Annotated in this window: 22 protein-coding genes; 8 read left to right on the forward strand and 14 right to left on the reverse strand. The window is 72.6% G+C overall.

Annotation, left to right across the window (positions count from 1 at the left end; all coding sequences use genetic code 11):
- The first annotated feature begins 1 nt into the window (after position 1).
- Positions 2-535: an NUDIX hydrolase gene (locus tag O7620_RS10070; protein WP_278122812.1), complete on the forward strand. Its 534-nt coding sequence runs from the start codon at positions 2-4 to the stop codon at positions 533-535.
- 429 nt (positions 536-964) lie between these two features.
- Here O7620_RS10070 and treZ read toward each other — a convergent pair whose 3' ends face one another.
- The 3 genes from treZ to glgX are packed head-to-tail and all read right to left on the reverse strand — an operon-like array spanning position 965 to position 7117.
- Positions 965-2695, reverse strand: a complete 1731-nt coding sequence (gene treZ / locus O7620_RS10075; protein ID WP_278122813.1) for a malto-oligosyltrehalose trehalohydrolase — start codon at positions 2693-2695, stop codon at positions 965-967.
- Positions 2695-4998, reverse strand: coding sequence for a malto-oligosyltrehalose synthase (gene treY, locus O7620_RS10080; protein WP_278122814.1), 2304 nt, complete (start codon positions 4996-4998; stop codon positions 2695-2697). Before treY ends, treZ begins: the two co-directional genes overlap by 1 nt.
- A gap of 1 nt (position 4999) precedes the next feature.
- A complete protein-coding gene (glgX, locus tag O7620_RS10085; protein ID WP_278122815.1) occupies positions 5000-7117 on the reverse strand; it encodes a glycogen debranching protein GlgX in 2118 nt (705 codons plus the stop codon).
- 454 nt (positions 7118-7571) lie between these two features.
- Here glgX and O7620_RS10090 point away from each other — a divergent pair, with 454 nt between their 5' ends.
- The gene (locus O7620_RS10090) at positions 7572-8843 is read left to right on the forward strand and encodes a glycosyltransferase family 4 protein (protein WP_278126936.1); all 1272 of its coding nucleotides are present in this window, start codon (positions 7572-7574) and stop codon (positions 8841-8843) included.
- A gap of 302 nt (positions 8844-9145) precedes the next feature.
- Here the strand turns inward: O7620_RS10090 and O7620_RS10095 are convergent, their stop codons facing one another.
- The 4 genes from O7620_RS10095 to O7620_RS10110 form a co-directional block, all read right to left on the reverse strand.
- On the reverse strand, positions 9146-10429 hold the full coding sequence (locus tag O7620_RS10095) for a citrate synthase (protein ID WP_278122816.1): 1284 nt from the start codon (positions 10427-10429) through the stop codon (positions 9146-9148).
- Positions 10430-10603: 174 nt separating this feature from the next.
- Entirely contained in the window at positions 10604-12634 is a 2031-nt protein-coding gene (locus O7620_RS10100) for a sulfatase-like hydrolase/transferase (protein ID WP_278122817.1), read from the reverse strand.
- A complete protein-coding gene (locus O7620_RS10105; RefSeq protein WP_278122818.1) occupies positions 12627-14051 on the reverse strand; it encodes a methyltransferase in 1425 nt (474 codons plus the stop codon). Before O7620_RS10105 ends, O7620_RS10100 begins: the two co-directional genes overlap by 8 nt.
- Before the next feature lie 17 nt (positions 14052-14068).
- Entirely contained in the window at positions 14069-14218 is a 150-nt protein-coding gene (locus O7620_RS10110; protein ID WP_167517342.1) for a hypothetical protein, read from the reverse strand.
- Between the two features lie 193 nt (positions 14219-14411).
- Between O7620_RS10110 and O7620_RS10115 the strand changes: the two genes are divergently transcribed.
- On the forward strand, positions 14412-15269 hold the full coding sequence (locus tag O7620_RS10115) for an arginase family protein (RefSeq protein ID WP_278122819.1): 858 nt from the start codon (positions 14412-14414) through the stop codon (positions 15267-15269).
- A 12-nt stretch (positions 15270-15281) separates the two neighbouring features.
- Here the strand turns inward: O7620_RS10115 and O7620_RS10120 are convergent, their stop codons facing one another.
- The 5 genes from O7620_RS10120 to O7620_RS10140 all read right to left on the reverse strand — a co-directional run bounded on the left by O7620_RS10120 (position 15282) and on the right by O7620_RS10140 (position 21593).
- The gene (locus tag O7620_RS10120; protein WP_278122820.1) at positions 15282-16511 is read right to left on the reverse strand and encodes a glycosyltransferase; all 1230 of its coding nucleotides are present in this window, start codon (positions 16509-16511) and stop codon (positions 15282-15284) included.
- Positions 16508-18931 (reverse strand): glycosyltransferase family 39 protein, encoded by a 2424-nt coding sequence (locus tag O7620_RS10125; RefSeq protein ID WP_278122821.1) that lies wholly within the window; start codon positions 18929-18931, stop codon positions 16508-16510. Before O7620_RS10125 ends, O7620_RS10120 begins: the two co-directional genes overlap by 4 nt.
- A gap of 44 nt (positions 18932-18975) precedes the next feature.
- Positions 18976-20427: a HAMP domain-containing sensor histidine kinase gene (locus tag O7620_RS10130; RefSeq protein WP_278126937.1), complete on the reverse strand. Its 1452-nt coding sequence runs from the start codon at positions 20425-20427 to the stop codon at positions 18976-18978.
- A gap of 31 nt (positions 20428-20458) precedes the next feature.
- Positions 20459-21205, reverse strand: a complete 747-nt coding sequence (locus O7620_RS10135; RefSeq protein WP_151491094.1) for a response regulator transcription factor — start codon at positions 21203-21205, stop codon at positions 20459-20461.
- Positions 21206-21302: 97 nt separating this feature from the next.
- Entirely contained in the window at positions 21303-21593 is a 291-nt protein-coding gene (locus tag O7620_RS10140) for a hypothetical protein (protein ID WP_225854618.1), read from the reverse strand.
- A 142-nt stretch (positions 21594-21735) separates the two neighbouring features.
- Between O7620_RS10140 and O7620_RS10145 the strand changes: the two genes are divergently transcribed.
- From O7620_RS10145 to O7620_RS10165, 5 genes are all read left to right on the forward strand, one after another.
- A complete protein-coding gene (locus O7620_RS10145) occupies positions 21736-22674 on the forward strand; it encodes a serine/threonine-protein kinase (protein WP_278122822.1) in 939 nt (312 codons plus the stop codon).
- A gap of 69 nt (positions 22675-22743) precedes the next feature.
- Positions 22744-23169 carry an OsmC family protein gene (locus O7620_RS10150; RefSeq protein WP_278122823.1) on the forward strand — a complete coding sequence of 142 codons (426 nt, stop codon included), beginning with the start codon at positions 22744-22746 and terminating at the stop codon, positions 23167-23169.
- A gap of 368 nt (positions 23170-23537) precedes the next feature.
- The gene (locus O7620_RS10155; protein ID WP_278126938.1) at positions 23538-24299 is read left to right on the forward strand and encodes a hypothetical protein; all 762 of its coding nucleotides are present in this window, start codon (positions 23538-23540) and stop codon (positions 24297-24299) included.
- Between the two features lie 42 nt (positions 24300-24341).
- Positions 24342-25175, forward strand: coding sequence for an inositol monophosphatase family protein (locus tag O7620_RS10160; protein ID WP_278122824.1), 834 nt, complete (start codon positions 24342-24344; stop codon positions 25173-25175).
- A complete protein-coding gene (locus tag O7620_RS10165) occupies positions 25141-25476 on the forward strand; it encodes a hypothetical protein (RefSeq protein WP_347403760.1) in 336 nt (111 codons plus the stop codon). Before O7620_RS10160 ends, O7620_RS10165 begins: the two co-directional genes overlap by 35 nt.
- A gap of 21 nt (positions 25477-25497) precedes the next feature.
- On the opposite strand, the gene O7620_RS10170 is transcribed toward O7620_RS10165, so the two are convergent.
- Positions 25498-26046 carry an ATPase gene (locus O7620_RS10170; protein WP_278122826.1) on the reverse strand — a complete coding sequence of 183 codons (549 nt, stop codon included), beginning with the start codon at positions 26044-26046 and terminating at the stop codon, positions 25498-25500.
- 112 nt (positions 26047-26158) lie between these two features.
- Positions 26159-26605 carry a response regulator gene (locus tag O7620_RS10175; RefSeq protein ID WP_278122827.1) on the reverse strand — a complete coding sequence of 149 codons (447 nt, stop codon included), beginning with the start codon at positions 26603-26605 and terminating at the stop codon, positions 26159-26161.
- Positions 26606-26622 lie beyond the last annotated feature (17 nt).

The raw sequence follows: 26622 nt of genomic DNA on the forward strand, positions 1-26622 counted from the left end.
GGTGACCTGGACGGAGCCCGCCACGTGGTACGCGAACCTGGCGTCCTTCTACGCCGCTGCTGCGGCCTTCATAACCGATCCTGACGGGAATGTGCTGCTCGTCAAGCCCACCTACCGCGACCATTGGGCCTTCCCTGGCGGCTATGTGGACGACGGCGAGTACCCGCATGAGGCCTGCGCCCGCGAGGTCCGAGAGGAGTTGGGGGTCGTTGTGCCCGTGGGTGACCTTCTTATAGTCGACTGGGCGCCGCCCGCTGGGCAACGGCCGCGGGCTATAGTCAGCTTCACTTTCGACTGCGGATGCATCGCAAACCTAGACGGCTTCAAGCTACCCGGTCAAGAGTTGGAGGAAATCGGCTTCTTCTCGCGCGAAGAGGCTGAGCAGCGTCTTCCCGACAACGTCGCCACTCGAGTTCAGATGGCATTCCGTGCCCGCGACGAACGCGGCCCCATTTACCTTTCTGGAGGTTCGGCCGCCCCGTCTGACTGTCGGCCTGCAAGTTATCGAGCCGAAACCGCGCCGCAGACCGAGTGAATAAGTTCCGCTGTGCATGACACCCGGCCTGTCGCCTACCGAGTTAGCCGCTGCCACCGGCGATGACCCTGCTAAGCCTCTGGTCGCTCGCGGCCACTTGGACATTCTTGGCGGCTCGACGACGGCCTAGACGGTCGGCGGAAAGACAGCAGTCTGTCTGGCCAGGGTCTTTCGTCGTTCCATCCGAACTCGATCGCTACACCGTCGCGTCCAACTTGCGCGAGCAGTCTGGCTCGCCTCTACGGATGAAGCCGGGGCGGTGGCTCGCGCCTCGAAGCAGTTCGTGTAGGAGATCGCCGTCTGGCGGAGACCAGGTGCTGCCGTTGCCGCCCCGGACTCGGGCTCCGGCCCGGACTTGAGCCCTGGCTCGGCCTGCGCCGCCTCGGCGGCGCAGAGGCAGTGCGATTAAGATGTCCTGAGGTACCCCGGTCAGAGCGCCACGATCGCCGCAGTCTCCGCCGGCAACTGGATCCGGTCCCGCATCACGGTGACGCCCTCCCCCGTAGCCAGCAGCACTCGCCGCGCCACCCCAGGCAGCGACACTCCCTGCCCCCGCCCAGCCAGGTTCGCCACAACCAGCGTGTCCCCCCGCCGCATCAGCAGGAACTGGTCCCCATGCTGCACAGAAACCGCATGCAGCCGAGGATCCGAGAGATCAGGAAGAGACCGCCGCAGCCCGATCAACCGCTGGTAGAACGCCAGCATCGACGCATGCTCGGGCTTGTCCAGCTCAGCCCAGTCCAACCGCGACCGTACGAACGTCTGCGGGTCCTGCGGATCGGGCACGTCCCCCTCAGCCCACCCGTGCGAAGCAAACTCCCGCCGCCGCCCCAGCGCCACAGCGGTAGCCAGCTCAGGCTCCGGGTGCGAGGTGAAGAACTGCCACGGCGTGGAGGCAGCCCACTCCTCCCCCATGAACAACATGGGGGTGAACGGCGCGGTAAGCAGCAACGTGGCCCCGACCCGCAGCAGCGAAGGCGAGAGCGAGGCCGAGATCCGATCCCCGGTAGCCCGGTTCCCGATCTGGTCGTGGTTCTGGAGGTAGGCCACGAACCGGTGCCCAGGAATCCGGGGATCAACCGGTCGCCCATGGTGCCGGTTCCGGAAGCTGGACCAGGTCCCCGCGTGGAAGAACCCACCGGTCAAGACGTCAGCAAGGGTCTCCAGCGAGCCGAAGTCCCCGTAGTAGCCCTGCCGCTCCCCCGTCAGCAGCGTGTGCAGCGCGTGGTGAGCGTCGTCGTTCCACTGCGCGTGCAGGCCGAACCCACCCGCCTCCCGAGGGGTGATGAGCCGTGGATCGTTGAGGTCGGACTCGGCGATCAGCGACAGCGGCCGGCCCAGATGAGTCGACAAGGATTCAACGGAAACAGCCAGCTCTTCCAAAATGGGGACAGCCCGCGAGTCGTGCAGGGCGTGCACGGCGTCCAGACGCAGCCCGTCGACGTGGTAGTCGCGCAGCCACATGAGCACGCTGTCGATGATGTAGCGGCGTACCTCGTCGGAGTGCGGGCCGTCCAGGTTGACCGAGCGGCCCCAACTGTTGCTCTGCTCGGCGAGGTAGGGCCCGAACTGCGGCGCGTAGGCCCCGGAGGGCCCGAAATGGTTGTAGACGACGTCGAGGATCACCCCCAGACCGCGAGCGTGGGCGGCGTCGACGAACCGTTTCAGGCCGTCGGGGCCGCCGTAGGGCTCGTGCGGGGCGTACCAGCAGACGCCGTCGTACCCCCAGTTGTGTTCGCCGTTGAAGGCGTTGACCGGGAGCAGCTCGATCAGGTCGACGCCCAACGCGACCAGGTGGTCGAGGCGGTCGATGGCCGCGTCGAAGGTGCCGTCCGGGGTGAAGGTGCCGATGTGCAGCTCGTAGAGGATGCTGCCGGGCAGCTGCCGGCCGGTCCATGAGCTGTCGGTCCACTCGAAGGCGGACTGGTCGTAGAGGCGGCTCGGCCCGTGCACACCCGCAGGCTGCCACGGCGACCGGGGGTCGGGCAGCGGGGTTTCGTCGTCGTTCAGCAGAAAGGAGTAGTCGGTGCCGGGGCCTGCCCCGGGCACCTCGACCTGCCACCAGCCGTCGGCGGCGGCGCGCATCTCGTGGTCGGCGTCGCCCGGCAGGTGCAGCCGTACCCGGGTGGCGTCCGGCGCCCAGACGGCGAATTCGGTCATCACGCAGCCTCCGCGTCAGTGGTGGGAGGAGCCAGCAGAGCGACGGGATAGTCGGCCAGAAGGTCGGCCAGCAAAGTCTCTCCGCCACTGTAGACCCGGCCGGTGAACAGGTCCTTCACCTCGTTAACGGGAAGCGACAGGACTGTGTCGCGCCACCCACCGGCGCGCGCCAGACCGAGCGGGAGGCGGGTCGCGACGGCGATCGCGCCACCCCGGTCGAAGGCCACCACGTGCCGGGCCGCCGGCCCGTGCACGGGCACCGGCCGGTAGCCGGTGAACAGCTCCGGGTGCGCCCGCCGCAACCGCAGGGTCCGCGACACGACGAGCAGCTTCGCCGCTCCGTCGGTGTCGATCGGGGGACGCCAGCCGTCGTCGAGCCGTGCCAGCATCTCTCGGCGTACGTCGAAGTCGACCGGGCGGCGGTTGTCGGGGTCGACGAGGGAGTTGTCCCACAGCTCGGTGCCCTGGTAGTTGTCGGGCACGCCGGGCATGGCGAGTTGCACGAGCTTCTGGCCGAGCGAGTTGCACCAGCCGGCGGGGGCGAGGGCGGCGGCGAGTTCGGTCAGCTCGGCGTGCAGCTGCTCGTCGTCGTACATCCGGTCGATGACCGCGTGCATGGCCTGTTCAAAGGTCGGGTCGGGGTCCGCCCAACTGGTCGAGGCCGCGGCCTCCCGGGCGGCCTTCTCGGCGTACGCGTGCAGCCGCTCCCGTTCGATCGGCCACGCGCCGACGGCGGTCTGCCACAGCAGGTGGGCGAACGCCGGGTCGGGCAGCGGGGCGTACTCCATCCAGGCCGTGACCTGCTCGCCCCAGCGGCCCGGCAGTTCGCTGAGCACGGCGAGGCGGGCGCGGACGTCCTCGCCGCGTTTGGTGTCATGGGTGGCGGTGGTGGTCATGCTGGCCGGCCAGCGGACGTGGCGCGCGTTGGCGAAGCGGTGGAACTCGGCGAGCGGCACGCCGAAGTGGGCGGGGCTGCCGCCGACCTCGTTGAGCGCCACGAACCGGGTCCACCGGTAGAACGCCGTGTCCTCCACGCCCTTGGCCATCACCGCGCCGGTCAGCTGCGGGAACCGTTGGCCCAGCTCGTCGTCGGGGTCGCGCAGCCGGCGAGTGATCGCGTCCAGGGCGGTCGCCAGATCGGGTCGGCGGCGGCCCGCCTCGGAGCGGGCGGCGGCGAGGTGCCGGGCGCCGTGCGGCGGGTAACCCCGGTAGACGGGGAACGCGGCGGCCAGCTCGGCGAGCGCGGTGCGCGCCTGTTCGGTCGGCACCTCGGGGGCGAGCGCGGCCAGCCGGGTCAACTCGGCGGCGAGCAGGTGGGTGGCGGCGGCCAGTTTCGTGGCGTGGGTCAGGTCCTCCCACGAGGTGTGCCGGCCGGTCAGCCGGGTGTCCAGCACGGTGAAGTCGCCCTCGGCGTCCGGGTCGACGAACAGCCCGTTCACCGCGGCGAGGGCGTCGTAGCCGGTGGTGCCATCCACCGGCCAGTCCGGCAGCTCCTCGCCGTACTCCAGAATCTTCTCCACCACGATCCAGGCGTCCGGCGCGGCGGCCCGCAACCGGGTCAGGTAGCCGGCCGGGTCGCGCAGGCCGTCCGGGTGGTCGACGCGGATGCCGTCGACCTCGCCGGCGGCCGCCCAGCGCAGGATCAACTCGTGGGTGGCGGCGAACACCGCCGGGTCCTCCACCCGCAGACCGGCCAGGCCCGCGATGGCGAAGAACCGGCGGTACGTCAGCTCGGCGTCACCGCGCCGCCAGGAGATCAGCTCGTAGTGCTGACGGTCGTGCACCGCTCGGGCGTCGCCGTCGCCGGTGCCGTCGGCGATCGGGAAGCGGTGCTCGTGGTAGCGCAGCTCACCGTCGACCAGCTTGAGGTCGTCGAGGGCGGCCGGGTCGTCGGCCAACACCGGCAGCAGCAGCCGGCCCCGGTCCCAGTCGATGTCGAACCAGTCGGCGTACGACGAGTCGCGCCCCCGACGCAGCACGTCCCACCAGGCCGGGTTGGCCGGGGGTACGGCGACACCGGCGTGGTTGGGGACGATGTCGACGACCAGGCCGAGCTGCCTGTCTCGCAGTGCGCGCAGCAGCCGTTGCCGAGCGGCCTCGCCGCCCAGCTCCGGGCCGACCGCCCGATGGTCGACGACGTCGTAGCCGTGCTGGGAGCCGGGGGTGGCGGCCAGCAGGGGTGCGCTGTAGAGGTGGCTGACGCCCAGGTCGGCGAGGTAGTCGACGACGGCGGCGGTGGCGTCCAGGTCGAAGCCGGGGCGGACCTGGATCCGGTAGGTGGCCTTCGGAGGGGTGGCCGGCATGTCAGATCGTCCTCTCCAACACCACCAGGGAACGGTCCGGCACCCGGATGGTGCCGCCCGCGCTGATCACCGTGACGTCGTCCGGTTCGGGTTCGGCGGTGCTGATCACCCGTTCCCACTTCTGCCCGTACTCGCTGCCCGGCAGGGTGAACTCCAGCGGCGCGTCGTGGGCGTTGAAGCAGAGCAGGAACGAGGCGTCGTGGTGGCGCTGGCCGTACTGGCCGCGCTCACGGATGCCCTCCCCGTTGACGAACAGGGCCACCGAGCGGCCGAAGTCGTTGCCCCAGTCCTCGCCGGTCATCTCCCGCCCGTCCGGGGTGTGCCAGGCCAGGTCGGGCAGCGGCTCGTCGGTGCCGCGCCCGCCGACCGGCAGGCCGGTGAAGAACCGGCGGCGGCGGAACACCTGGTGCCGTTTGCGGAACGCGGTCAGCGTCTGGACGAACTCCAGCAGCTGCGAGTCCGCGTTCTCCCAGTCGACCCAGGCCAGCTCGCTGTCCTGGCAGTAGACGTTGTTGTTGCCGTGCTGGGTGCGGCCCAACTCGTCGCCGTGGGCGATCATCGGCACGCCCTGCGACAGCATCAGGGTGGCCAGGAAGTTGCGCCGCTGCTTGGCCCGCAGCGCGAGCACCGCCTCGTCGTCGGTGTCGCCCTCCACGCCGCAGTTCCACGACCGGTTGTGGCTCTCGCCGTCGCGGTTGTCCTCGCCGTTGGCCTCGTTGTGCTTGTCGTTGTACGACACCAGGTCGTTGAGGGTGAACCCGTCGTGCGCGGTGACGAAGTTGATGCTGTGGAACGGACGGCGCCCGTCGTCCTGGTACAGGTCGGCGGAGCCGGAGATGCGCGACGCGAACTCGGCGAGGGTCGCCGGCTCACCGCGCCAGAAGTCCCGCACGGTGTCGCGGTACTTGCCGTTCCACTCGGTCCACAGCGGCGGGAAGTTGCCCACCTGGTAGCCGCCCGGGCCGACGTCCCACGGTTCGGCGATCAGCTTGACCTGGCTGACCACCGGGTCCTGCTGCACCACCTCGAAGAAGGTGGACAGCCGGTCCACCTCGTAGAACTCGCGGGCCAGGGTGGCGGCCAGGTCGAAGCGGAAACCGTCGACGTGCATCTCGGTCACCCAGTAGCGCAGCGAATCCATGATCAGTTGCAGCGAGTGCGGGGCACGGACGTTGAGGCTGTTGCCGGTGCCCGTGTAGTCGACGAAGTAGCGGCGGTCCTCCTCGCTGAGCCGGTAGTAGCTGGGCGCGTCCACGCCCTTGAAGCTCAGCGTCGGGCCGAGGTGGTTGCCCTCGGCGGTGTGGTTGTAGACCACGTCGAGGATGACCTCGATGCCCGCCGCGTGCAGCGCCTTGACCATGCCCCGGAACTCCTGCACCTGCTGGCCGAGGTGGCCCAGCGCCGAGTAGCCGTGGTGCGGGGCGAAGAAGCCGATCGTGTTGTAGCCCCAGTAGTTGCGCAACCCCAGGTCGACGAGCCGGTGGTCGTGGACGAACTCGTGCACCGGCATCAGCTCGATCGCCGTCACCCCGAGCCGGGTCAGATACTCGATCATCGGCGGGGAGGCGATGCCCGCGTACGTGCCGCGCAGCTCCTCCGGGATGTCCGGGTGCCGCATGGTCAACCCGCGTACGTGCGCCTCGTAGATCACCGAGTGGTGGTACGGGGTGCGCGGCGGCTTGTCGTTGCCCCAGTCGAAGTACGGGTTGACCACCACCGACTTCGGCATGAACGGCGCCGAGTCGGTCTCGTTCATCTTCTCCGGCTCGCCCAGCTCGTAGTCGTACACCGCCGGATCCCACGTCACGTCACCGTCGATGGCCTTGGCGTACGGGTCGAGTAGCAGCTTGTGCGGGTTGCAGCGCAGCCCGTTCGCCGGGTCGTACGGGCCGTACACCCGGAAGCCGTAGCGCTGGCCCGGCTCGATGCCGGGCAGGTACGCGTGCCACACGTACGCGTCGACCTCACGCAGCTCGACGCGGCGCTCCGCGCCGGTGTCCCACTCGTCGAACAGGCACAGCTCGATCCGCTCGGCCACCTCCGAGAAGATGGCGAAGTTGGTGCCCATCCCGTCGTAGGTGGCGCCCAGGGGGTACCGCTCGCCCGGCCAGACCTGCATGTCGCTCCCTCAGAACACGGTCATGTGCGGCCGGGTATTGCCCTGCGCCCCGGCGCGCCAATCCATCCTTTCAGGCGATGGCCGAAAACCACCTGTCTGATGGGCGCTACACCCTTCAGGTGTCCTCCGTCACGATGACCCTTTTCGGGATGCGTTCTTGGGCTCGATGCACTTTCCTTGACCGGGGACAAGCGTTCGCGCGTGCCCGCCAGGCCCTCGGCCACCTCTTACACCCCCTCGTTCTGCCGCCACTGACGTCGGCGCGTCCCACCATGCATGGACGGAGATTGATGTGACCCTGCGGGTCGACGAGCAGCACACTGCCACCAAGGACCGGGCCCACCGGCCCACCCTGACCTCCCGGCCCCAGATCCCCGCGCAGCCCGGTCTCCCCGGCGCGGCCGTGCCGCCGCAGCCCGGCCCGGGAGTGCCCCCGCAGAACCGTCGCATCCTGATGCTGTCGTGGGAGTACCCGCCGGTGCTCGTCGGCGGCCTCGGCCGACACGTGCACGCCCTCTCCGTCGCCCTGGCCGCCGCCGGCCACGAGGTCACCGTCGTCACCCGCCACGCCGAGGGCGCACCCCTGGAGGAGTACGCCGACGGCGTGCGCATCCTGCGCGCCCCCGAAGACCCGGTCACCTTCCCCTTGGCCACCGGCTCCCTGCTCGCCTGGACGATGGCGTTCAACCACACCCTCACCCGCACCGCCCTACGCGCCACCCAGGCCGACAGCTACGACGTCATCCACGCCCACGACTGGCTCGTCGCGCACACCGCCATGACCCTGCGCGACCACCTGGACATCCCCCTCGTCACCACCATCCACGCCACCGAAGCCGGCCGGCACCAGGGCTGGCTACCCGAGGAGATGAACCGCACCATCCACGGCGTCGAGCAGTGGCTCAGCAGCGAGTCCGGTCGCCTGATCGTCTGCTCCGGTTACATGCGCGACGAGGTGAACGCGCTGTTCGGCGTACCGGCCGGGCGGGTCGACGTGGTCGCCAACGGCGTGGAGCCGCACCGCTGGAAGGTGCCGGCTCGCGCCGTGGCCGCCGCACGCGCCCGGTTCGCCGGGGACGGCCCGCTGGTCACCTTCGCCGGCCGGCTCGTCTACGAGAAGGGCGTCCAGCACCTGATCGCCGGCCTGCCGCGTCTGCGGGAGCGCCACCCCGGGCTGCGTGCCGTGATCGCCGGCGACGGCCCGTACCGCGCCGAGCTGGAGGCCGAGGTGCACCGCCACGGCCTGGGGCACATGGTCACGATGCCGGGCTTCCTCGGCGGCACCGACCTGCCGGCGCTGATGGCCGCCTCCGACTGTTTCGCGGTGCCGAGCATCTACGAGCCGTTCGGCATGGTGGCCCTGGAGGGCGCCGCAGCCGGAGCGCCCCTCGCCGTAGCCGCCACCGGCGGCCTCGCCGAGATCGTCGAACCGGGCGCGACCGGCATGACCTTCCGCCCGCACGACCCCGACGGGCTCGCCGACGCCGTGGACGCGCTGCTGTCCGACCGCGAGCGCGCCCGCGCCATGGCCCGCCGCGCCCGCCGGATGGTCCACGACCAGTACGGCTGGGCGGCCATCGCGCAGCGCACCGCCGCCAGCTACGCCGCCGCCATCGCCACCGACGCCGCGTTCACCGCCGAGCGCGCCGAGCAACGCATGTCCCACGGGCGGGCGCTCCCGGCGCTGCCCGAGGGCAACCTGCTCGCCGCCGCCGGCCTGCGCTGAGGTGCACGTCGCGCGCTGACGCCTCTTGATCGACGCCAGTTCGCGCTGATCGCCGCCGGCTTGGGTGGCGCAGCGCGCGCGGGCTGGCGGGCGGGCTGGCGGGCGCAGACCATCTCCGCCTTCGGAGCCGGACAGCCCTCGCCGGCCCAGCAGGCTTCGTCCTGATGAGCGTGATGCCGGTGAGTCATCTTGATGACTCACCGGCATCACGCTCATCAGGGAACCCGTGGCGGGGGCCGGAACACCGCAAGCCGCCGACCCCGGATCGGGTCGACAGCCTGCGGTGGTGCGTACGGCGAAGGTCAGCGCTCGTTGAAGGGGACGTAGTCCCGCTCGGCGGAGCCGACGTAGACCTGCCGCGGACGGCCGATCTTGGTCTCCGGGTCGCTGATCATCTCGCGCCACTGGGCGATCCAGCCGGGGAGCCGGCCGAGCGCGAAGAGGACCGTGAACATCTTCGTGGGGAAGCCCATGGCCTTGTAGATCAGGCCGGTGTAGAAGTCCACGTTCGGGTAGAGCCGACGGGAGACGAAGAAGTCGTCGGCGAGCGCGATCTCCTCCAGCTCCATGGCGATGTCCAGCAGCGGGTCCGGCTTGGCCATCCGGCCCAGCACGTCCTGCGCGGCCTTCTTGACGATCGCCGCCCGCGGGTCGTAGTTCTTGTAGACCCGGTGGCCGAAGCCCATCAGCTTGACGCCGTCCTCCTTGTTCTTGACCTTGCGGACAAAGGAGCGGACGTCGTCGTCGCCGGCGTGGATCTGCTGGAGCATCTCCAGCACCGCCTGGTTGGCGCCGCCGTGCAGCGGGCCGAACAGCGCGTTCACGCCGGCGGACACCGAGGCGAACAGGTTGGCGTTGCTGGAGCCGACCAGCCGGACGGTCGACGTGGAGCAGTTCTGCTCGTGGTCGGCGTGCAGGACGAACAGCATGTCCAGCACCTTCGACATCACCGGGTCGACCTCGTACGGCTCCGCCGGCACGCCGAAGGTCATCCGCAGCAGGTTGTCCACGTACCCCAGCGAGTTGTCGGGGTAGAGCAGCGGCTGCCCGATGGACTTCTTGTACGCGTACGAGGCGATGGTGGGGACCTTCGCCATGAGCCGGACCGTGGAGATCTCCACGTGCTCGGAGTCGAACGGGTCCAGGCTGTCCTGGTAGAAGGTGGAGAGCGCGCTCACCGCGGACGACAGCACCGCCATCGGGTGGGCGTCGCGGGGGAAGCCGTCGAAGAACCGGCGCATCTCCTCGTGCAGCAGCGAGTGCCGCCGAATCCACTCGGTGAACTCGGTCAGCTGCTGCTCGGTCGGCAGCTCACCGTAGATGAGCAGGTACGAGACCTCCAGGAAGGAGGACTTCTCGGCCAGCTGCTCGATCGGGTATCCCCGGTAACGCAGGATCCCCGCGTCGCCGTCGATGTAGGTGATCGCGGATGCGGCAGCGGCGGTGTTGACGAAACCGGGGTCGTACGTCGTCATCCCGGTTTCCTTCAGCAGCTTGCTCACCCCGATACCGGCGGGGCCCTCGACCGCGGGATGTACCGGCATCGACAGCTGCCCACCGGGGTGATCGAGCTTGACTTCCGTCATGTGGTTCCTCGCTTCGCCGGCAGATCTACGTTGAATTGCCTTCGCTTCTACCGTAATTGCGGCTCGGGGGACAACGCCCGCCGTGGTACGGCGGTGAGGCATGCGTCACCCGATTCCCGACCAGACGGCCGGGAAAACCCATTCCCGGCCGGCGGGAGCGAGCGCCGACCCGGATCAGGACAGCGCGAGGCGGCGCAGCGTACCGTCCCCCGCGACCTGGTAGACGTCCAGCTGGTTGGTGCCGGCCCGGAACAGCCGGTCGTCGGTGAGCAGCGCGGCGAACCGTCGTCCGCCGGGGTCCGGTGGCACCACCGGGACGACGGCGCCGACGCGGCCGTTGACCGCCACGGCGAGCAGGGTGCCGTCGGGTATCCCGTCCGGTACGTCACCCCAGACGAGCGCCGGGAGGGTGCCGGTGTCCGGGTCCGTCGACCGGAACGCGGCCAGGTCGGCCACCCTCGCGTTGCCCTCTGTCGCGCCGGCGCGGACCTCGGTGCCCACCAGGGGGTGCGGCGTCGGCAGGGGCGGCGGGGCGGGCACCCCGCCGGGGAAGGTGACCGGTTCGCCGGGCCGGTCGTAGAAGTGCTTCGTACCGTCGGTGCGGGGGGCCTGTCGGGCGGAGCGGCCGTCGACGCGCCAGGGCAGGCGGACGCCGGCCTCGTCGGCGACGGTCGGCAGCAGGTCGACGTGTTCCCAGTTGCGGTCGTCCACCCGGCCGGTCTGCTGCCGGGGTTCCTTGATGACCATCGGCACCCAGGCGACCTGCCCGGCGGCGGCCTTGATCGCGTCCATGCCCCGGCCCTGGGCGCCCGGTGTGAAGCTCACCCCGTGGTCGGCGGTGACCACGACGAGAGCCTGGTCGTAGAGGCCGCTGGCGCGCAGTGTGCGCAGCGTCTCGCCGATCAGCCGGTCGGTGTAGCCGAGCTGCGCGAGGTGGCGCTGCCGGGCCAGGTCGATCCAGCCGGCGCCGTCGTTGGGCAGGTCCTCCGGGGCGTCGTAGCGGGCGCCGGACGGCAGGTACGCCCACGGCGAGTGCGGCATCAGCAGGTGCAGGAAGTGCAGGGTGGGTCGGGCGGTCGGCTTCAGGCCGGCCAGGAAGCTCGTGAACCGGGCCGGCTGGTTGTCGTCGAGGCTGTCCCAGCGGAACTTCGGGTCGTCCGGCACCGGCTCGGCGGCGTCCAGGCCGGCCTCGGCGCGGGTCCTCTCCCGGTAGGAGTCCTCCGGGTCGACCGCGCTCTCCGTCGGCCCGGCGACCTGCCCGAGCAGCTTGCCGGTCTCGCGGACCAGCACGCCGAGGCCCTGTTCCGGGGCGACCGGCTGTTCGCAGCGGCTGGGCGGGCAGAGTCGGGTGATGCTCTCCTCGGCGCGGATGTCGTACAGGCCGCCGAAGGCGGTGAAGAGGTTGTCCGGGTACTGCGAGTAGTGCGGGGCGACCTGCCGCTGCGGGTACTTCCCGGTGAGCATGGCGGGCAGCGCGTTGGGGGTCCAGCCGCTGACGCCGGTGGCGTTGCGGTACCAGGTCGAGGCGCCGACCAGCTCGGCGAAGTTCGGGTACCGGGCCGCGTCGATCCGCCCGTCCGCGCCGAGCAGGCTGACCAGGGGCAGCTCGTCGAGGATCAGCATGACCACCGGCGGGTGCACGCCCGTACCCTGTGCGGTGCCGGCGGCGCCGCCGTCGCCGCGCGGCAGCACCACCGCCGAGGTGGGTGAGACGACCAGGAAGAGCGCCACGAACACCAGGGGTCCGACGGCGGCCAGCCGCAGCGCCCGGCCGGGCGCCCGCCACCGCCGGTGCGCGGCAGCGCCGGCCGCGCCGGCCAGCAGGGCCACAACCAGCAGGGGTACGCCCCGAAGCGGCGTCACGTGCCGGCCCACCTGCACGGCGAGGGCGGCCAGCAACAGCCCGACCAGCCCGGTGTGGGCGCTGGCGCGGACGGTCCGGCCGGCGAGTCGACTGAGCGCGCCGAGCAGCGCCACCGGTACGGTGGGCACGACCGCCACCAGGGCCGTCAGCAGCAGGATCTGCCCCGGGTCGGCGCGGTGGAACAGGAAGAAGTCGGGGCTGCGGCCCAGCACGTCCAGCAGCGGTTGGGTGACCACCAGCCCGACCAGCGCCACGACCTCCAGCAGCCGGCCCAGCTCACCGCGCCAGCCCCGGTCCCACCGCCCGACATCGGGTGGTGGCACGGCGACCGGTTCAGTCACCCCGCACCGCCCGGTAGAGCGTGCGGGTGCCCGAGGGCAGCTCCAGACGGTCGGTGACCCGGCCACGGGCGGCGAGCAGCCCCTCGAACACGTCCCGCCGGTAGTCGGGGAAGAGGCCCTCGGGTTTGTTGGCGAGCAACCGCCGGGCCATCGGGTCCTCGGGGTGGACGAACTCCACCACCACCGCCCCGCCGGGCGCGGTCAGCCCGGCCAGCCAGTCGACGACCTCCGGCAGCGGCACGTTGCGCCCGATCGCCAGGTGGTGCACCACCGCCAGGGCGAGCACGGCGTCGGCGTCGGCCCGCTCGGCGAACCCGGCCCGCTCGACGCCCCGCCAGCCGCCGCCGGGTGACGGGTCGGCCAGGTCCAGCACCAGCGGGAGGATGCGCTGCTGCCCCTCGGAGCGCAGCGCCCGGTACAGCTCGTCGACGACGGCCGGGTCCTGCTCGACGGCGACCACGTAGTCGGCGTACGCGGCGGCCAGCCGCGAGTAGCGGCCGTCGTTGGCGCCGAGGTCGAGCACCAGGCGGGGGCGGGTGCCGGCGGTCAGCGCGGCGGTCACGAACTGTTCCTTGGCCGTCCGGTCCTGCGCGGAGTAGCCGCAGGTGCGCTGGTAGTCCGCCCAGTGGCTGTCGGCCGGGCGGCGGTCGAGGCGGTGCAGCAGCTTGTCGATGCCGCGCACGGTGGCCAGCAGCAGATCGCGGGAGAAGCCGGCGGCGCGCAGCTGGTCGCGTACGTCGGTGCTGCTGGCGGCGGCGTTGCGTTGCTGCATCGCGCCGTGCAGGTGCAGGTGGGTCAGGACGCCGGGGCGCAGCCGGCGGGTGCCGCCGAACAGCGGCCGGAGCTGCTCGGCCTCGATGCCGTCGACCTGGGCGCGCAGCCACGGTTGGAAGTCGACGCCCAGGTGGGCGGTGAGCAGCAGCGGGTAGAGCGCGGTCTGGCAGAACTGGCGGTAGCCGGCCCACGGTTCGCCGTCACGGACCGGCTCGAAGGAGCCGATGTCGATGAAGACGGGTTGGGCGCCGTGCCACTGCAGGTTGTAGGCGGAGCCGTCCTTGGTGGTGAAGCCGTCGCCGAGCGCCGCCCGCAGGATCTCGGTGTGCAGCAGCGCGGCGTCGCGCAGCATGGTGAACGACCACTCGTACGGGTGCGAGACGAACGGGATCCGCTCGTGGCGCAGCACCGCCGCCCACGGCGTACCGGCGGGCACCAGCGCCGGCGGTGCGTCCTCGGTGGCGCAGACCTTGCCCGCGGCAACCAGTGCGGGGAAGAACGTGCTGGCGCGCAGCGCCCGCCAGTGTTCGGCGGCCCGCGCGTCCAGCCCGCGCAGCACCTCGTCGCCGACGTGGAAGACCCGGTTGGCCGGGTCGCGGAAGGAGGCCGGCTCGGGGCGTACCCGGGTGGGTGCGGTCGTCATCGCCGGAACGGACCGGGTCACCGCTGGTCGGTGGGCTGCCGGCGGAACCGGTCGACCAGCCGCCGCCAGTAGAGCTTGGCGGCGACCGCGACGCCGGCGACCCCGCCGACGACCGCCTGCACGATCAGGCTGCCGGACCCCGCGTCCAGGTAGGCCAGATGGATCACCGATCGCTCCTTGTCCTCGCCCCGTCTCAACGCCGGCGTCCCGGGAGTTCAGCGGTGAGGCTTTTGACCCAGAAAGCCGGACTTGTCTGACACCGTACGCCGATCGTCAGCGCCGTCGCGGGCACATCGGCGGACTCCCAGGCTCACCACAGAATGTGGCCGGGACGTCCGCTCCCGCCGGTACGCTGCGGACGTGCGCTGGACGATCGTGGACGCGCCACTGGACTCCTCCGGCGCGGGACGCGGCGAGGAACGGGCCCCGGCCGCGCTGCGCGGCGCCGGCCTGCTCGACGCCCTGGCCGCCGACGACGGTGGCCGGGTGGACGAGGCGTCGCTGCGCGGCACGGCCCGTGATCCGGCGAGCGGGGTGATCGGCGCCGCCGGCCTGGTCCGGGCCGGCGCGGCCATCACCGCCCGGGTCGTGGCGCTGATCGCCGACGGCCGACGGCCGTTGGTGCTCGGCGGGGATTGCGCCATCCTGCCCGGCGTCTGCCGTGCCCTGCCGCCGGCGACGGAGCTGTGGTTCGTCGACGCCCACCCGGATTTCCTCGACGGCGCGACGTCGCCGACCGGCGAGGCCGCCGACATGGACCTCTCCGTCGTCACCGGGCACGGGCCGGCCGCCGCCATCGGGTGCGACGGCGCGCTGCTCGACCCCGGGCGGGTGCACCTGCTCGGGCACCGCCCGTCCGACGACGACAGCGGCCGGGTCGAGGTGGCCCGGATCGACCCGGCGATCCACCAGGTGACCGCCGCCGACCTGCTGCGCCAGGGTGCCGGGGCGGTCGGGGCCAGGCTTGCCGCCGGCGGCGACGGGCCGGCGTGGCTGCACCTCGACCTGGACGCGGTGGACCCGCGCGACCTGCCGGCGGTCAGCTACCCCGAACCGGACGGGCTGCGCTGGCCGGACCTGATCGCGCTGGTCACTCCCCTGGCCCGCGCCGACCGGCTGCTCGGGATCAGCGTGACCGACCTGAACGTCGACGAGGACCCCGACGGGCGCCACACGCGACGCGTCGTCGAGGTCCTCGCACAGGCGCTGGCCGCCTGACCGGTCGACGCCTCAGCCGCGCCGGTGGTGCATGCCGAGGCGCAGCAGCACGAACCGCAGCACGGTCGCGGCCAGGTTCGCCGCCACCAGCACCGCCAGCTCCACCGGCCGGGCGGGTGCGGCCTGCACCGCGTGCAGCACGGCCAGCGAACCACTGGTCAACGCCAGGCCGAGGCCGAAGGCGAGCAGGCCCTGCACGTGGTGCCGGCCGGCGTGCCGTCGCCCGCTGATGCCGAACGTCAACCGCCGGTTCGCGGCCGTGTTTGCCACCGCGGTCACCAGCAGGGCCAGCAGGTTCGCCGGCTGCGCCCCGAGCGCGCCCCGGGTGGCGACGAAGAGCAGCAGGTACGCGAGCGTGCTGGCCACCCCGACCGCGGCGAACCGGACCAGCTGCCGGGGCAACCCGACCGGCACCTGCGCCGGCGGGGCGACCAGCGGCGCCCGGCCGAGCTGCGCGCGCAGCTCGGCCAGCGGCAGCGCGCCGGTCAGCAACGCCCGCGCCAGCCGGCCCATGCCGCGCAGGTCGGCCAGGGCCGTCGCGACGATGTCGACGCGGCTGTCCGGGTCGTCGACCCAGTCCACCGGCACCTCGTGGATGCGCAGCCCGGCCCGCTGGGCCAGCACCAGCAACTCGGTGTCGAAGAACCAGCCGGTGTCGCGTACCAGCGGGAGCAGTCGGCCGGCCACGTCGGCGCGGATCGCCTTGAACCCGCACTGCGCGTCGGAGAACCGCGCCGCCAGGGCGCCGCGCAGCAGCAGGTTGTACGCCCGCGAGATGACCTCCCGTTTGGCGCCGCGCACCACCCGGGAGGTCCGCGCCAGCCGGGTGCCGATCGCCACATCCGAGTGCCCGGAGATCAGGGGCGCGACCAGCGGGAGCAGCGCCGCCAGGTCGGTGGACAGGTCCACGTCCATGTACGCCAGCACCGGCGCGGACGACGCCGACCAGGCTGCCGACAGCGCCCTGCCCCGGCCCTTGGCCTCCAGGTGCAGCACCTCGACGCCGAGCAGCTCACCGGCGATCCCCTCGGCGACCTTCAGGGTGTCGTCGACGCTGGCGTTGTCGGCGATGGTGATCCGGAACGGGTACGGGAAGTGCTCGCTGAGGTGGGCGTGCAGCCGCCGTACGCACGGCCCGAGGTCGGTCTCCTCGTTGTAGACCGGGATCACCACGTCCAGCACGGCGCCGGCGGTGGCGGGGCGTGCCTGAACGGCGGCGCGGGGCACGCTGAACGCGCTCACGACGCGTTCCCGCCGGTGCTCAGGTCGTAGACGGTGACCCCGTCCACGGTCTGCGCCGTGAAGGTCTCCGCGACCCAGGTGGAGATCTCCTGCGAGGCGGAGCTGCCGCCGTTGGCCCGGAAACCGCCACCACCGACGAAGTAGTGGATTTTCTTGTCGGCGACGTAGCGCTGGAACTGCGCGAGGGTCGGTGACGGGTCGCTGCCGTTGAACCCGCCGATCGGCATCACCGGATCGCCGGTGGCGAGCTGGTAGCCGGAGGCGTTGTTCGAGCCGATGGTGGCCGCCACCCAGGTGTAGCTGTCGCTGTCACGCTCCAGCAGCTCGCGCAGCGCGGCGCTGGGCTCGCGGGCGTCGAGCAGCCCACCCATGCCGCCGCCGGCCTCGCGACCCTGCCCGCCGCCGGGGAAGCCCGGCAGCTGACCACCGCCTGGGACGCCGGGCAGCTGACCACCGCCCGGGATACCGGGAACCTGACCGCCGCCCGGGACGCCGGGAACCTGACCACCGCCCGGGAAGCTCGGCAGCTGGCCGCCGTTCTGCCCACCCGGGACCTGGCCGCCGTTGGGTCCGCCGCCGGGGAAGCCCGGGACCTGACCGCCGTTCTGCCCGCCGGTGCGGCCGTCGCCGGGGAACTGACCGCCGCGCGGGAACTGCATCCCACCGGGCGGTCGACCACCGGGGAAGCCGCCGCGCCCGAACCCACCCTGCACGGCCGGGCCGGCGCTGGGGATCGACCCGGTGTGCGGGGTCGAGGCGGTCTGCGCCGCGTACGCCGCCGGGCCGGTGAGGGCCGCCGCCACGCCGAGGCCCAGCACGACCGGCACGAAGCGGCGGGGCAGCCGGGTGACCAGCAGGAGCAGCGCCGCGCCCAGCAGGCCGGCGACGAGCACGACGACCCGCAGCCACGGGTACCAGTCAGGGCTACGACCGAGCAGCACCCACGCCCACCAGACGGTGACCGCGAGGGTGCCGGCGAGCGTCACCGTGGCGGCGAGCGGACGCCACCGCCGCCAGCGCGGCGCGGCAGCCACCGGGGCATCGCCCGACGACGCCGGCAACGGCTCGGCCGACGACGGCAACGGCCCGACGGCCGAGGGCGGCAGCGGCTCGGCGGCCGACGGCAGCGGCTCGGCGGCCGACGCTGGCGACGGCTCGACCGCCGATGTCGCCGGGTCGACGGTGGCCGGGACCGGCTGGCGCTGGTGCCACAGCAGCGTCGCCCCGATGCCGACCAGCGCGCCGACGGCTGGGGCGAGCGCCACCGTGTAGTAGGCGTGGAAGATCCCGGACATAAAGCTGAAGATCAGCCCGGTGACCAACAGCCAACCACCCCAGAGCAGCAGCCCGGCCCGGGTCCGGTCGGTACGCGCCGCACGCCCGGCCACCACCAGCCCGGCGACGAACAGGATCACCGCGGCCGGCAGCAGCCAGGAGACCTGACCGCCGATCTCGCTGTCGAACATGCGCAGCAGGCCGGTCTGCCCGGAGAACGGGCCACCGCCTCCCCCGCCCATCCGGCCGCCCCCGCCGCCGACGCTGCCCACCTCGTCGCCGGTGATCCGGCCGAGGCCGTTGTAGCCGAGGGTCAGCTCCAGGATGCTGTTGCCCTGCGACCCGCCGATGTACGGCCGGGCGCTGGCCGGGACCAGCTCGACGATCGCCACCCACCAGCCGGCGGACACCACCACCGCGAGGCCGGCGAGCAGCAGGTGCCGGACCCGCCGCCACAGCCCGGTCGGCGCGGCGAGCAGGTAGACCCCGGCGAAGACCGGCACCAGCAGGAACGCCTGGAGCATCTTGGTCAGGAAGCCGAAGCCGACCAGCACGCCGACCACCACGATCCACCGGGTGCTGGCCGTTTCCAGGGCGCGGACGGTGGCGTACGCGCCGGCGACCAGCAGCAGGACCAGCAGCGCGTCGGGGTTGTTGAACCGGAACATCAGCGTCGCGACCGGGGTGACGGCGAGGACCGCACCAGCGATCAGGCCGGCCACCGGCCCGTACCAGCGCCGCACCGTCGCGTACAGCACGCCCACCGAGGCGACCCCGCAGAGCGCCTGCGGCACGAGCATCGCCCAGCTGTTCAGGCCGAACACGCGTACCGACAGGGCCATCAGCCACAGCGAGGCGGGTGTCTTGTCGACGGTGATGGAGTTGGCCGCGTCCGACGAGCCGTAGAAGAACGCCTTCCCGCTCACCGAGCCGGCCTGCACGGCGGCCGCGTAGAACGAGTTGGCCCAGCCGGAGGCGCCGAGGCCCCAGATGTAGAGCAGGGCGGTGGCGAGCAGCAGGACCGCCAGCGCGGTCCGGGTCCAGGCCGGCGAGCGGCGCTGCGGCGGCGGGTGCTCGTCGGGGCGCGTGGCCGCCGGCGGGTCGGGTTCGGCGGGCGTCGTCAGCAGGGCCTCTGATGTGTCCATGCGGCCAGCCTTGACGGCGGGGCTGGCGCGAGGCCGTGCGTCGCCTATGCGTCAGCTGTGGGATGGGGCAGCCGGACGGTGAACACGGTCCGCCCCGGGCGACTGTCCACGGTGACCGTGCCGTGGTGGGCCTCCACCACGGCGGCGACGATCGCCAGGCCGAGACCGGTGCTGCCGTGCGCCCGGGACCGAGAGCTGTCGCCGCGGGCGAACCGCTCGAACATCTCCGGTCGCAGCTGCGGCGGCACCCCCGGCCCGTCGTCGGCGACGGCGAGCACGGCCGCACCCGCCGCGACGCTCAGCGTGGTGGTCACCGTCGTGCCGGGCGGTGTGTGCACCCGGGCGTTGGCCAGCAGGTTCGCCACCACCTGGTGCAGCCGGGCGGTGTCGCCGGGCACCCGGATCGCCACCTCCGGCAGGTCGAGCTGCCAGCGGTGCTCGGGGCCGGCGACGTGCGCGTCGCTGACCGCGTCGACCACCAGGGCGGTCAGGTCGACCGGTTCGACGGCCAGCGGCCGGCCGGTGTCGAGTCGGGCCAGCAGCAGCAGGTCGTCGACGAGGCTGGTCATCCGGGTGCTCTCCGACTCGACGCGACGCAACGCGTGCGCCACGTCGGCGGGGACCTCGTCGCGGCCGCGCCGGGCCACCTCGGCGTATCCCCGGATCGCGGCCAGGGGTGTGCGCAGCTCGTGGCTGGCGTCGGCGACGAACTGGCGTACCCGGGTCTCGCTGGCCTGCCGGGCGGCGAGGGCGTCGGCGACGTGGCCGAGCATCCGGTTCAGCGCGGCGCCGACCTGGCCGACCTCCGTACGCGCGTCGGTGTCCTCGGCCGGGACGCGGACGGCGAGGGCCACCTCGCCGCGATCCAGCGGCAGCTCGGTGACCCGGGTGGCGGTGGCGGCCACCCGGTTCAGTGGGCGCAGCGTGGCGCGGACGATCAGCGCCCCGGCGGCCCCGGCGATGACCAGCCCGACGGCCGCCACCGCGGCCTGCGCGGCGACCATCCACCAGATGGTCTCCTGGACGCCGGACAGCGGGATCGCGACGACCCGTACCCGGCCGTCCCAGTACTGCCGGGCGACGGCCCGGTAGTCGCCGCGGGCGCCGAGGTCGACGGTACGCGGGGCGACGCCGACCGGCAGGTCCGCCAGGGTGGTGACCTCCCCGACCGGGACGGACTGCTCGTCGGGGAACGGGTCGGCGCCGGACGGGCTGGTGGTGAGGGTCCGCGCGCTCGTCACCCGGCCGTCGGTGATCTCGGCGACCACCGTGCCGGACGGCAGCCCGGGTGGGACGGCGGGGCCGCTGCCCGGGAACGCCGGCCGCCCCGGACGGTCGCCGCGCATGGCCGTCGCGGGCGCCAGTTGGCCGTCGAGCCGGTCGATCAGGAAGTGCCGCAACGCGATCGTGGTCAGCCCGCCGATGGCGACGCTGACCACGGCGAGCAGCGCGACCAGGGCGAGCACCAGTCGCGTCCGCAGGGACCGGCCGGCCATCCACCGTCGGGCGGCGCGCAGCAGCCGGCGGCTAGTCGGCGGGTTTGAGGACATAACCCGCGCCGCGCAACGTGTGGATCATCGGCGCCCGACCGGCGTCGATCTTCTTGCGCAGGTACGAGATGTACAGCTCGACCACGTTGGCCTGGCCGCCGAAGTCGTAGTTCCACACCCGGTCGAGGATCTGCGCCTTGCTGAGCACCCGGCGCGGGTTGCGCATCAGGTACCGCAGCAGCTCGAACTCGGTCGCGGTGAGGGTGACCAGCTGCCCGGCGCGGCGGACCTCGTGGCTGTCCTCGTCGAGGCTGAGGTCGCCGACGGTGAGCACCGCGTCCTCGCGGGCAGCGACCGCGAAGCCGGAGCGGCGCAGCAGCGCGCGCAGTCGGGCGATCACCTCTTCCAGGCTGAACGGTTTGGTGACGTAGTCGTCGCCGCCGACGGTCAGGCCGGCGATGCGTTCCTCGACCGCGTCGCGGGCGGTCAGGAAGAGCACCGGCACGGTGGGGGCGTGCTCGCGCAGCCGGCGCAGCACCTGGAAGCCGTCCAGGTCGGGCAGCATCACGTCGAGCACCACGGCGTCCGGTTGGAACTGCCGCGCCGCGCTCAGCGCCGCCATGCCGTTGCCGGCGCTGCGCACCTGCCAACCCTCGTAGCGCAGCGCCATCGACAGCAGGTCGGTCAGCGTCGCCTCGTCGTCGACCACCAGCACCCGGACCGGCTCGCCGTCGGGACGGCGCAGCTCGATCCGGCCCGGCGCGGCCTGCCCGTCCATGACCATGCCCCCCATCGTGGGCGCGGCACCTGTGCCCCACCCCTGCGGCACCTGTGTGCCAGCTGTGCGGCCGGGTCGGCGGCCGGTGCGCGTCACCGCCCGGTCACTCGGACACCCCGAACGCGTCGGTGCGGACGAACCGCATGCTCCAGCCGCCCAGACCGTCGGGCTGGTCGCGTTCGTAGAGGTGGTCGGGGCCGGGCTGGGTCGGGCCGGTGCCGTCGGGATGTCGCATGATCCAACGCTGCGGCGGGGCGCCGTCCGGATCGGCCGGGACCTGCCGGACCAGGCCGTCCGCGGGCCCGCCGACGAAGCGTACGGTGACCTCGCTCATCGCGGCGTTCCCCTCGGTGACCGCGCCGGCACGCTCGGTGCGGCCGGCTCTGGATCGCAAGCTACCGCACCCACCGTCACCCCGCAGCGGGGTACGGCGGGATCGGCCGCGCACGCTTCCCGCGCCGGTTTGCCCTGCTCGGAGCCCGGGTACCGCGAACGAAGACACCCGCCGCCGGCGGGTCGGGGACGAGGAGCAGTCGATGCGGACGCTGGACGGGCGGTACCGGCTCGAACAGCGCATCGGCGTCGGTGGGATGTCGGAGGTGTGGCGGGCCCACGATCAGGTGCTGGACCGGCCGGTCGCGGTGAAGCTGATCCTGCCCGGCCCGGACGGGCAGCACGACCCGGTGGAGCGGATCCGGGACGAGGCCCGTTCGGCGGCCCGTCTCGTGCACCCCAACGTGGCGAGCGTGCACGACTTCGGCACCTCCTGCACGCTGCCCGGTCGCCCGGTGCCGTACATCGTCATGGAACTGGCCGAGGGCGAGACACTCGCCGCGCACCTGCGGGCCGGTCCGCTGGACTGGCGGATCTCCACGCGGGTGTGCGCGGAGGTGGCCGCGGCGCTGGCCGCCGCGCACGCCAGCGGCATCGTGCACCGCGACGTGAAGCCGGCCAACGTCATGCTCACCCCGGCCGGGGTGAAGGTGCTCGACTTCGGCATCGCCACCCCGACCGGCGCACCGGACCCGCTGCCGCCCGGGATGCTGATGGGCACCCCGGCGTACCTGGCGTCCGAGCAGCTCGGCGGCGCGCCGGCCACCCCCGCGGCCGACATGTACGCCCTCGGCGTGCTGCTCTACTACAGCCTCACCAGCCGCCTGCCGTACCAGGCGGACAGCACCAGCGAGCTGCTCGGCGCGCGTCGGCGCCGGCCGCCGGACCCACTGCCGGAGATCGACGGGCTGCCGCCGGAGGTGGCCGAGCTGTGCCACTCCTGCCTGGCCGACGATCCGGCGCAGCGGCCGACCAGCCTGGTCGCCGCGCTGCTGCTCGCCGAGGCCGTGGACGCCCGGGTGTACGTGCCGATGCTGGTGCCGAGCCCGCGTGAATCGGCTTCCACGTCGCCGTGGACCGAGCGGGCGGCGACGGAGGTCACCGAGGCGGTGGCGGTCTTCGACGGGCGGGACGGGCGCTGACCGTGGCGCTCGCGGCGTTTCGCCGGGCCACGGCCGGGTAGCCGAGCCGTGAGCGACGGGAGAAACGCGATGCCGGATCAGAGTTCCTGGCTGCGTGAGGCCACCGCGACCGCCGAGGGCGGTCACGTACGCACCGATGATGGCGGGCTCTCCACCGCGCTGGCGTCACCGCTGGCGCCGCACTGCACCGGCCTGACGCCGGAGCAGTTGCTGGCGGCCGCCTTCGCGTCCTGCCTGCACCACGCGGCGGTGGAGGTGGCTGGGGAGATCACCGACGAGGCGCACACGGTCCAGGTGCGGGCGGAGGCGAAGCTGGGGCGCGACAACGACGGCCGCTACCGCGCCGACGTGCACGCCGAGATCTCCTCGGCCGGCCTCAGCCGAGACCAACTCGCCCACCTCGTGGAGTACGCCGACCGGCTCTGGCCGTTCTCCAGCGGCGACAACACCCGGCACCGGCTGACCGTCACGCCGGCGGAGAACGGCCGGCACTGACTCGGTCCGACCGACGGCCAGGCGGCCGAGGTCAGCCGTTCGGCGGATCGGCTGATCGCCCGTACGGGTGAGGTCGGACGGGCGGCCGGAGTCGGCGCGACGGCTCGACCCGGTGACCGCATTCGCCCGGCCAATCGGAAATACCCGTCTGGCCCGATCAGCGAGGTTGCGCGTACTCGGAGGGCCTTTGCCGCTTATCGCGCGCATGATCCGGGCAAATTGTGGCGCATGCCACCTTAAGGGCCGATGGCATCGCGCACTGAGCTATCTAGCCTCGTCGGGTGCATCCCGACGACCCCGCCGACCATGAGCTGACCGACGCGCGCCCGACCACCCTGCTGGGCGACGCCGCATCAACCGAACGGACGATCGGCCGTCACCGGGCCCCCGAACCACCCCGCCGGACCCTGCTGGGCTCGACGCCGGTCCGGGTCGCCCTGGCCACCGGTGTCACCTGCTGCCTCGGCCTGGCCGCCGTGGTCACCGCCCGAGGCGCCGAGGACGACACCCGGCCCGTGGAGCCGCTCGCCGAGGCGATCGCCGACCGCGCCGCCATCGCCGACGAGCGCGCCTCCCGCTCGCTGGACCGCGACCTCGCCCCCGCCCGGGTCACCCCCAGCCCGGTGGCGACGCCCACCCCCAGCCGCGCGGCCGTGCGCAAGACCCCGAAGAAGCCTCCCAAGCCACGTCGGCCCCGCCCGGTCGCCGGCCTCGACCAGGCCCAGATGGACAACGCCAAGGTCATCGTCGACGTCGGCCGGGAGATGAAGATGCCGCGGCGCGCCCTGGTGGTCGCGCTGGCCACCGCGATGCAGGAGAGCAACCTCTACAACCTGGCCAGCGACGTGCTGCCGGAGTCGTTCGACTACCCGAACCAGGGCAGCGGCTCCGACCACGACTCGGTCGGCCTGTTCCAGCAGCGGCCCAGCAGCGGCTGGGGCACGGTGGCCGAACTGATGCGCCCGTCGTACGCCGCACGGGCCTTCTACTCGGCGCTCAACGAGATCCCCGGCTGGCAGGACATGAGCGTCACGGCCGCCGCGCAGGCCGTGCAGGTCTCCGCCTACCCCGACGCGTACGCCCAGCACGAGGAGCGGGCCACCACCGTCGTGGCGGCCCTCATCGCCTGAGCGGGGCGGCGCCCAGCGGTGGCCGCATCTATGGTGCGTGGCATGTCGATCAACGACCGGGATCTGGTCATCGAGGCGGCCACCGCCGGAGCTGCGGTCGTACGCGCTCACTACGGGGCGTCGTTGACCCGCTTCGAGAAGTCCGGCGGGGACTTCGCCACCACGGCCGACATCGAGGCGGAACGGGCCATCCTCGACGTCCTGCACGCCGCCCGCCCGGACGACGTCGTGGTCGGGGAGGAGAGCGGGCGCACGGGCACCGGCGGGAACGGACGCGAGTGGCTGGTCGACCCGCTGTGCGGGACGCTGAACTTTGCCGTACACACCATGCTGGCCTCGGTCAACGTGGCGCTGCGCGCCGGGACGCGGGTCGTCGTGGCCGCCTCGGCGGATCCGTTCGCCGATGAGGTGTTCTGGACGGACGGCGCCGGCGCGTACGTGCGGCGCGGGGGCGTGGACGAGCGACTCGTCCCGTCGGCCGGGTCGACGCTGGTGGATGTCAACCTTGATCCACCGTTTCCCAACGCGTCGGTCTTCCGCGCCGCCCGCCTCCTTGCCGACGACGGTTTCATCGGGCAGTTCCGTCCACGCGTCGTCTCCACCACCCTGGCGGTGGCGTGGGTCGCCGCCGGGCGCCGCGCCGCCTACGTCACCGACGGGCACCTGCACGACAGCGTCCACTTCGCCGCGGGCATCGCCCTCTGCCAGGCGTCCGGCTGCGTGGTGAGCGGGATCGACGGCCAGCCGCTGCACACCGGGGCGGGCGGTCTCGTGGTGGCCGCCGACGAGCGGACGCACGCCGCCCTGCTGGCCCTTGTCGGCAACCAGCGGGCACCCGTCAGTGCGGACGGCGTGCTCCCGGCCCAGGCGACGTGAGGGCAACGCCCCCGACGTCATCGTGCACGGCGACCACGGCGCGCTCCGCCTCGCCGAGCTGACCCGCACCGCCCGGCCGCTGCTGCTGGACTCCACGGGCGCCTTCGCCGAGGTCGCCGCGCCCTGGCGAGACCGGGTCGACGTGATCACCGGCCCGCTGCGGGGCACCACCGCGACCGCGTTGCTCGTCCGCCCCGACTGCTTCGTCGCCTGGTCCGCCGGGGACGCCGACACCCTGCGCGCCGCACTCACCCACCACTTCGGTCCGGCCCGATCACTGTCCGCCAGCGCGTCGGCGTGATGCCGGCAGGGCCGCGGACACCTACCGGGTGTCGGTCGCGGCCCGCCCACTCGGCGGCTCGGCGGCCCGGCCGCCGGCGGCCACCCGGATCGCCGGCACGCCGGCAGCCGCCGTCACGGTGTCGGCGGGCACCGGCTCGGCGGCCCCCTCGCTGTCGACGGTCACCCCGCTGAGGATCTCGTCCGCCCGGGCCGCACGCCGCCGACGGGCGTGCAGTGCCGCCTCGAACTCGCGGCGGGCCTGCACGGCCTCGGCGTACGCCCGCTCACGCACCAGCCGCGCCTCCGCGCGGGCGTCGTCCAACTCGACGCGGGCCTGTGCCAGGATCTCCGCCGCCTCCCGGCGCACCGTGTCACCGGCGTACCGGGTCACCGCGGCGTCGCCCAGATCGAGCCGCTGGAGCAGCCCGCTGAGCCAGGCCGCCTCCTCGCGGATCTCGTCCCACTCCCGGGTGGCCCCGGCCACGCTCTGCGCCCGCGCGGCGAGCCGGGCCAACCGGACTCCCAGCTCATCCAGGCAAAAATCGACCTGCCGCTGGTCGTAACCGGTCTCAACGACGGAGAACCTCATACTGTCGCCCCCCAGGCAGCTGCTGTTACTTCCCCACCTGGATCCTCGACGGCGGCGGCAGTGGTCGAGGGGGTTCGGGAAAAATGTTCAGCATCCGAGGGGCGCGCCTGGGTCAGGGGCGCTTGGGCAGGACGACCACCCGTCCGAAGAACTCGTCGATGCGGCGCACCACGTCGTTGAAGTCGTCCAGGTCGATCGGCTTCGTGACGTACGCGTTAGCCTGCAACGTGTAACTGCCGACGATGTCGGTGTCCGCGTTGGACGTGGTCAGCACCACGATCGGGATGGTACGCAGGTCCTCGTCCTGCTTCACCGCGCCGAGCACCTGCCGCCCGTCCATCCGGGGCATGTTCAGGTCCAGCAGGATGACATCGGGGCGTCGTGCCTGCTCGTGGCGGCCCTCGGCGCGGAGGAACTCCATCGCCTCCTCGCCGTCGCTGACCACGTCGATGATCTTGTCGACGTCGGAGTCCGCCAACGCTTCCTCGATCATCAGCACGTCGCCCGGGTCGTCGTCGACCACCAGGATGCGTACCGGCTGCGGGCTGTCTACGCCCATCACTACCTGCCTCGAAG

It is taken from the genome of Micromonospora sp. WMMD710 (assembly GCF_029626045.1).
In the GTDB taxonomy this organism is placed as follows: domain Bacteria; phylum Actinomycetota; class Actinomycetes; order Mycobacteriales; family Micromonosporaceae; genus Micromonospora.

Coding starts and splice junctions, on each gene's coding strand:
- O7620_RS10170 (WP_278122826.1), bottom strand. CDS start 26,046: ATGAGGTTCTCCGTCGTTGAGACCGGTTACGACCAGCGGCAGGTCGAT.
- O7620_RS10095 (WP_278122816.1), bottom strand. CDS start 10,429: ATGACGGAAGTCAAGCTCGATCACCCCGGTGGGCAGCTGTCGATGCCG.
- O7620_RS10150 (WP_278122823.1), top strand. CDS start 22,744: ATGCCGGATCAGAGTTCCTGGCTGCGTGAGGCCACCGCGACCGCCGAG.
- O7620_RS10135 (WP_151491094.1), bottom strand. CDS start 21,205: ATGGTCATGGACGGGCAGGCCGCGCCGGGCCGGATCGAGCTGCGCCGT.
- treZ (WP_278122813.1), bottom strand. CDS start 2,695: ATGACCGAATTCGCCGTCTGGGCGCCGGACGCCACCCGGGTACGGCTG.
- O7620_RS10175 (WP_278122827.1), bottom strand. CDS start 26,605: ATGGGCGTAGACAGCCCGCAGCCGGTACGCATCCTGGTGGTCGACGAC.
- treY (WP_278122814.1), bottom strand. CDS start 4,998: ATGCCGGCCACCCCTCCGAAGGCCACCTACCGGATCCAGGTCCGCCCC.
- O7620_RS10130 (WP_278126937.1), bottom strand. CDS start 20,427: ATGGCCGGCCGGTCCCTGCGGACGCGACTGGTGCTCGCCCTGGTCGCG.
- glgX (WP_278122815.1), bottom strand. CDS start 7,117: ATGCAGGTCTGGCCGGGCGAGCGGTACCCCCTGGGCGCCACCTACGAC.
- O7620_RS10090 (WP_278126936.1), top strand. CDS start 7,572: ATGCTGTCGTGGGAGTACCCGCCGGTGCTCGTCGGCGGCCTCGGCCGA.
- O7620_RS10160 (WP_278122824.1), top strand. CDS start 24,342: ATGTCGATCAACGACCGGGATCTGGTCATCGAGGCGGCCACCGCCGGA.
- O7620_RS10145 (WP_278122822.1), top strand. CDS start 21,736: ATGCGGACGCTGGACGGGCGGTACCGGCTCGAACAGCGCATCGGCGTC.
- O7620_RS10125 (WP_278122821.1), bottom strand. CDS start 18,931: ATGGACACATCAGAGGCCCTGCTGACGACGCCCGCCGAACCCGACCCG.
- O7620_RS10105 (WP_278122818.1), bottom strand. CDS start 14,051: ATGACGACCGCACCCACCCGGGTACGCCCCGAGCCGGCCTCCTTCCGC.